The sequence below is a fragment of the Ensifer sp. genome (assembly GCF_035999185.1).
Lineage (GTDB): Bacteria > Pseudomonadota > Alphaproteobacteria > Rhizobiales > Rhizobiaceae > Ensifer.
The window spans coordinates 1-5336 of record NZ_DASYHB010000105.1 but is presented as its reverse complement, the minus strand read 5'-3'; the positions used below and the strand labels follow the sequence as shown (position 1 = coordinate 5336).

Annotated in this window: 7 protein-coding genes; 6 read left to right on the top strand and 1 reads right to left on the bottom strand. The window is 63.4% G+C overall.

The genetic code is table 11. The features are described 5' to 3' along the window. Positions 1-82 precede the first annotated feature (82 nt). The 6 genes from tsaD to VGO04_RS11880 all read left to right on the top strand — a co-directional run bounded on the left by tsaD (position 83) and on the right by VGO04_RS11880 (position 4209). Positions 83-1177 carry a tRNA (adenosine(37)-N6)-threonylcarbamoyltransferase complex transferase subunit TsaD gene (tsaD, locus tag VGO04_RS11905; RefSeq protein WP_327496165.1) on the top strand — a complete coding sequence of 365 codons (1095 nt, stop codon included), beginning with the start codon at positions 83-85 and terminating at the stop codon, positions 1175-1177. 65 nt (positions 1178-1242) lie between these two features. After that, positions 1243-2244 (top strand): NAD(P)H-dependent glycerol-3-phosphate dehydrogenase, encoded by a 1002-nt coding sequence (locus VGO04_RS11900; RefSeq protein ID WP_327496164.1) that lies wholly within the window; start codon positions 1243-1245, stop codon positions 2242-2244. 59 nt (positions 2245-2303) lie between these two features. Next, complete coding sequence (locus tag VGO04_RS11895; protein WP_327496163.1) at positions 2304-2597, top strand: YciI-like protein; 294 nt, start codon at positions 2304-2306, stop codon at positions 2595-2597. Between the two features lie 7 nt (positions 2598-2604). Next, positions 2605-3036: an EVE domain-containing protein gene (locus VGO04_RS11890; RefSeq protein WP_327496162.1), complete on the top strand. Its 432-nt coding sequence runs from the start codon at positions 2605-2607 to the stop codon at positions 3034-3036. 52 nt (positions 3037-3088) lie between these two features. Then, positions 3089-3745: a methyltransferase gene (locus VGO04_RS11885; protein ID WP_327496161.1), complete on the top strand. Its 657-nt coding sequence runs from the start codon at positions 3089-3091 to the stop codon at positions 3743-3745. Positions 3746-3795: 50 nt separating this feature from the next. Continuing rightward, positions 3796-4209: a DUF1761 domain-containing protein gene (locus VGO04_RS11880; RefSeq protein WP_327496160.1), complete on the top strand. Its 414-nt coding sequence runs from the start codon at positions 3796-3798 to the stop codon at positions 4207-4209. Positions 4210-4230: 21 nt separating this feature from the next. Here VGO04_RS11880 and VGO04_RS11875 read toward each other — a convergent pair whose 3' ends face one another. Next, positions 4231-5067 carry a hypothetical protein gene (locus VGO04_RS11875; protein ID WP_327496159.1) on the bottom strand — a complete coding sequence of 279 codons (837 nt, stop codon included), beginning with the start codon at positions 5065-5067 and terminating at the stop codon, positions 4231-4233. Between the last annotated feature and the right edge of the window lie 269 nt (positions 5068-5336).

The window sequence follows — 5336 nt, the reverse complement described above, 5'->3', positions numbered from 1 at the left end:
GTTTGCATCAAAGGCTATCCATTGTTACCGGAGTTCCGTGTACCCACCTTTCGGTGCGACCGCAATCTTTGAGTAGTTCCTGATGTCTCCGCCCCTGCGCATCCTCGGCATAGAAACAAGCTGCGACGAAACCGCCGCTTCCGTCATTCTGCGCGATTCTGATGGCAAGGGACACATTCTCGGCGATGTCGTCTTGAGCCAGCTGGAAGAGCACAGCGCCTACGGCGGCGTGGTTCCGGAGATCGCGGCGCGCGCCCATGTGGACGCGCTCGACACGCTGATCGAGGAAGCGCTGCTGCGTGCCGGTGTCACGCTTTCCGACATCGATGCGATTGCTGCGACAAGTGGTCCCGGTCTGATCGGCGGCCTGATTGTCGGGCTTATGACCGGCAAGGCGATCGCGCGCGCCACGGGCAAGCCGCTCTACGCCGTCAACCATCTCGAAGGGCATGCGCTGACAGCGCGCCTGACGGACGGGCTGTCATTCCCCTATCTCATGCTGCTCGTTTCCGGCGGCCACACCCAGCTCATCCTCGTGAAGGGGGTTGGCGATTACGAGCGCTGGGGAACGACGATCGATGACGCGCTCGGCGAAGCCTTCGACAAGACGGCAAAGATGCTCGGACTTCCCTATCCGGGTGGCCCGGCTGTCGAACGGGCAGCACTTGCCGGCAATCCGGAGCGCTTCAATTTTCCGCGGCCGCTCGTCGGCGATGCCAGGCTCGACTTCTCTTTTTCGGGGTTGAAGACGGCGGTGCGCCAGGCGGCGCAATCGCTGGAACCGGTTACCGAACAGGATATCGCCGACATCTGCGCCTCCTTCCAGCGCGCGATCTCGCGCACGCTGAAGGATCGTGTCGGGCGCGGCCTGAAGCGCTTCAAGGCGGAGCATGCGGTGGTCGAGAAGCCGGCGCTCGTCGTTGCCGGCGGCGTTGCGGCCAACCAGGTGCTGCGGGCAACGCTGCAGGACCTCTGCGACAAGAACGGCTTTTCCTTCATCGCGCCGCCGCACGCGCTCTGCACCGACAATGCGGCGATGATCGCCTGGGCCGGGGCGGAACGGCTCGCAGCTGGAATGGCAGCCGATGGCCTCGACGTTGCCCCGCGCTCGCGCTGGCCGCTTGATGCGCAAGCGCAGGCGCTGCTTGGTTCCGGCAAGCGCGGCGCCAAGGCATAGGTAAATCGGCCGAGACATGGAAAACGTGCCAAGGCATGATGGCATTCAGGACGTGCGGATAGAGAATGAACGATAATTCCAACATCGGGCCGAAGATCGTCGTGGTCGGCGCTGGCGCCTTCGGCACCGCCCTTGCCGCGGTTGCTGCAACGACCGATGGCAGCGACGTGACGCTGCTTGCCCGGCGCGCGGAGATCGCGGACGCGTGCCGCGCAACCGGTCGCAACGAGGACGCGCTGCCCGGCATCGACCTGCCGCCGGCGCTGAAACACACGTCAGACATTTCCGTGCTCGCCGATGCCGACGTTGTCCTCTTCGTCATGCCGTCACAGGCGCATCGCGCCGCGGCGCGGCAATATGGCCCCGCCATCAATCCGGCCGCCACCATCGTCACCTGTGCCAAGGGCATGGAACAGGCGACCGGCCGGCTTCTGACCGATGTGCTGGCGGAAGAGCTCCCCGGCCATTCGATCGGCGTTCTCTCAGGCCCCGGTTTTGCCGCCGACATCGCCAAGGGGCTGCCGACCGCCATGGTCGTTGCGGCGCATGATGCCCAGACCGCGACGATGCTTGCCGAAGTGCTATCCGGTCCGACGTTCCGGCTTTATCCCTCCGAAGACCGCATCGGCGTCCAGCTTGGCGGCGCGCTCAAGAACGTCCTGGCAATCGCCTGCGGCATCGTCGAGGGTGCCGGTCTTGGCGATAGCGCCCGCGCGGCGCTGATCTCCCGCGGCCTTGCCGAAATGTCGCGCTTCATCGCCGCCGAGGGTGGCGAGGCGGACACGGTGCGCGGGCTCTCCGGCCTCGGCGACCTCGTCCTGACGGCGACCAGCCACCAATCGCGCAACCTGCGTTTCGGCATTGCGCTCGGCAAGGACGGCCGCGCCAGCGGGCGCAAGGGCGAACTCGTCGAAGGCGCTTTTGCCGCTTCCGTTGCCGCCCGCGTCGCCCAGGAGCTCGGCGTCGAAATGCCGATCACCGAAGCGGTCGCGGCGATCATCGACGGCCGGCTCGACGTCCGCACCGCACTTGAACAATTGATGACCCGCCCGATCACCCAGGAATAATCCGGCAGCGGGATGCGGAAACGCGCATCCCACGCCAACCGAAACCTTAAGGAGGAAGCATGCTCTTCGCACTTCATTGCACCGATAAGTCCGGCGCGCTGCAGCTTCGGCTCGATACCCGTCCCGATCACGTCGCCTATCTCAACGACCTCAATGCCAAGGGCGTTCTCAAGATGGCTGGTCCGTTCCTCGGTGAGGATGGCAAGCCGACTGGCAGCCTGGTGCTCGTCAAGGCGGAGACGATCGACGAAGCGCGTGCGATTGCCGAGGCCGACCCCTATGCCAAGGCCGGGCTCTTTTCCAATGTCGAGATCAAGGCCTTCAACTGGGTCTTCAACAATCCGGAGGCTTGAGGACGCGATGGCGCACTGGCTCTATAAATCCGAACCCTTCAAGTGGTCCTGGCAGATGCAAAAGGATGCGGGCGCCAAAGGCACCGAATGGACCGGCGTGCGCAACTATCAGGCGCGCAACAACATGCGGGCGATGCAGGTCGGCGACAAGGGCTTCTTCTACCATTCGAACGAGGGGCTGGAGATCGTCGGCATCACCGAGGTCTGCGCGCTCTCCCATCCGGATTCGACGGCCGAGGGTGATGCCCGCTGGGACTGCGTCGACATCCGTGCCGTGGCCGACATGCCGCGCCCGGTAACGCTGAAGGACATCAAGGACAATCCGAAGCTGGCCAAGATGTCGCTGGTTACCTCCATGCGCCTGTCGGTGCAGCCGGTGACCGAGGACGAATGGCTCGAAGTCTGCCGCATGGGCGGGCTCGACAATCCGCCGCGCTAGTTTGAATTCCGCCTGTCCGGGCCTTGCGCTCGGGTGGGCGCGGAGAGTTTTCGTGAAGACCGATCCGGAACGCTTCATCCTCGACAATACCGACGTGCTGTCGCCACCGCATGTACCGGAGATCCGGCTCAATCTGGCGACCGAGGCGCATGATCTTTGGTTGAAGACCGAGGAAGAGTTGCAGGAGATCGGCCTGCCGCCGCCGTTCTGGGCTTTTGCCTGGGCCGGCGGGCAGGGGCTTGCCCGCTATATCCTCGATCATCCCGACGTGGTGCGTGGCCGCCGCGTCGTTGATTTTGCCTCCGGTTCCGGCTTGGTGGCGATTGCCGCAATGAAGGCAGGCGCCGCTTCGGTTCTCGCCGCAGATATCGACCCATGGGCGGAAACGGCCGTCAGGCTCAATGCCGCGCTCAACGGCGTCGTCCTTTCCTATACGGGCGACGACATCACCGGTCGCGACCTTCAGGCCGATGTCTATCTCGCTGGCGACGTCTTCTACGACAAGGGTTTCGCCGATCAGCTGAAGCCATGGTTTTCGCATCTGTCGGCGAACGGCGCGATCGTGATCGTCGGAGACCCCGGCCGCTCCTACTGTCCACGCGAGATGATGACGGCGCTCGCGACCTATGAGGTGCCGGTAACGCGGGCACTGGAAGACAGCGAGGTCAAGCGCACGACCGTCTGGCGCTTCGGCAACGCCGGCCGTTGACAGCTTCCGTGCCTTCGATTCCAATCCGTGAAAAAACGGGGGGAACGAACATGGCTTTTGCGGGCATGAACTATCTGGCGGTGCTGATTGCCGCCATCGCGGCTTTTGGCCTTGGCGCGGTTTATTACGGTGTTCTCGGCAAGCCGTGGATGAAGGCCGCGCGCATCGATCCCGCCGGTGCTGAGATGTCTCCGGTACTCTTTGCCATCTCCTTCGTCTCGGAACTGGTGATGGCGACCATGGTTGCGGGCGTCGTCGGCCATCTCGGACCCGGCGAAGTGACGTTCGTCAACGGCGTCGTTTCTGCCTTCTTCCTGTGGCTCGGCTTCGTCGCGACGACCCTTACGGTCAACCACCGCTACCAGGGCTTCGGCTGGGACCTGACCGTGATCGACGGTGTGCACTGGCTTCTGGTGCTGCTGGTGATGGGCGCCATCATTGGCGCCATGGGCGTGACGGGCTGAACCGGCCGTCGGTGTCGGCAACTACCGCCGGATGACGCAGACGCCGTGTTCATACGTGCAGGAACGGTTCATCGTTTGCGGCGTGACGTTGATGATCTTGCCGCGATTGACCCGCGGGGGTGGCGCGTAATCACCCTCGTCGGCATAGCGATAATCGCCTTCCTGGCTGAAATAGATACCGTTGCCGACGTCGACATAGGCGGAGATTCCGCCGACATAGGTGCCGATGCCCGGAATGATGTCGGGAAATTCATCGCCGCCATAGATCCCCGGACGATAGTCATTGCGGCGCTGGCCGCCTGACGTCCAGATTTCGCGTCCGGCCCTGTCCCGCACCCATCCGCCATTGCCATTCCCACGGTCGATATAGGGACCGGCATATGGGCGGTAGTCCGGGAGGCGCACGTGCCGGGTGCGCGTTTCCACTTCCGGCGGCATTTCGTAGATGCCCGGGCGGCCATCACGGCGGCCACCGGCTGTCCAGACGTCACGGCCGGCCCGGTCTCGGCCCCATCCGCCGCGGTGCTGGAAGCGATCCGAATAGGGGCCCGGGTATGGACGGTAGTGGGGAAGGCGATTGTGCCGGGTGCGGGTCTCGACCTCAGGCGGGCCGCCGTTGGATGCCCAGTCCCGGCGCGAACCACGATTGCCGTTCCAGCCGCTGCTATAGCGCATGCCGCCGAACTCGTGGCGCGGACCGCCGGAGTGACCCGAATACATTCGGTTATGGAAGGTGCGGGTCTGGACGCCGCCGGCTCCGAACCTGTCCCTGGCCTCCAGAGGGATACAGCTCGTTGCGATGACCAGGCCGGCGAGAGCCAGCACTTTGGTCGCATGGATCGCTCTGAACAGAACCATTCTGTCCGCCCTCCGGATGACGCTTAACAAATCGTTAAGATCACTCTCTGCCAATTTTGCCGGAAAGTCACGGAATCGCTTGGTTTTCTGCCGCTATCGTTAACGGGCGTCGATGTCTCGGGCAGGGTGGAAAATGGCGCAATTCGTCTAATCGATTAAATTGATTTTGCACTGCAAACACACTTGTCGTTAAGCAATATGGTGATTAAAGGTCCGAAGGACTGAATTGCGCACAATCAGGTGCGATACCGGACTAAAATCGTCCACTT

Excerpts from the sequence above, each read along its gene's own strand:
- VGO04_RS11895 (WP_327496163.1), top strand. The coding sequence starts at position 2,304 with ATGCTCTTCGCACTTCATTGCACCGATAAGTCCGGCGCGCTGCAGCTT.
- VGO04_RS11875 (WP_327496159.1), bottom strand. The coding sequence starts at position 5,067 with ATGGTTCTGTTCAGAGCGATCCATGCGACCAAAGTGCTGGCTCTCGCC.
- VGO04_RS11880 (WP_327496160.1), top strand. The coding sequence starts at position 3,796 with ATGGCTTTTGCGGGCATGAACTATCTGGCGGTGCTGATTGCCGCCATC.
- tsaD (WP_327496165.1), top strand. The coding sequence starts at position 83 with ATGTCTCCGCCCCTGCGCATCCTCGGCATAGAAACAAGCTGCGACGAA.
- VGO04_RS11900 (WP_327496164.1), top strand. The coding sequence starts at position 1,243 with ATGAACGATAATTCCAACATCGGGCCGAAGATCGTCGTGGTCGGCGCT.
- VGO04_RS11890 (WP_327496162.1), top strand. The coding sequence starts at position 2,605 with ATGGCGCACTGGCTCTATAAATCCGAACCCTTCAAGTGGTCCTGGCAG.